This window comes from Salibacter halophilus, from assembly GCF_008806325.1.
Lineage (GTDB): Bacteria > Bacteroidota > Bacteroidia > Flavobacteriales_G > Salibacteraceae > Salibacter > Salibacter halophilus.
The window spans coordinates 1-375 of sequence record NZ_WACR01000030.1; the positions used below are offsets into that span (position 1 = coordinate 1).

The 375-nt window shown below is 45.1% G+C and carries 1 protein-coding gene; it reads right to left on the minus strand.

All coding sequences use genetic code 11. From position 1 onward, the window contains the following. Positions 1–375: hypothetical protein (locus F3059_RS13750; protein WP_223274627.1), on the minus strand; the 375-nt coding region annotated here is incomplete at both ends.

Below are 375 nucleotides of genomic sequence, written 5' to 3' on the forward strand. Positions count from 1 at the left end.
GTAAGTCCCACTCATTGAGTAAGTCTCATCCCCACTCGGAACCGTGTAAGAGCTACAAGCTGTTTCATTCAGTGTGGCTGATGAAGAGTTGTTGATTGTGAGATTGATCGTTAAGATGCTGTCACAACCTGCTGAGTTTGGAATCGTATCCATGTAAGACCCACTTGCCGAGTATGTTTCATCGCCACTCGGAACGGTGTAGCTATCGCAAGCAATTTCTGTAATCGTTGCAGTTGTATTCTGAATAGTTAAGTTAATGGTCAGAACACTATCACAGCCAGCAGCATTCGGAATCGTATCCATGTATGTTCCGCTCGTTGTGTACGTCTCATCTCCACTCGGAACTGTGTAAGAGCTGCAAGCAGTTTCGTTGAT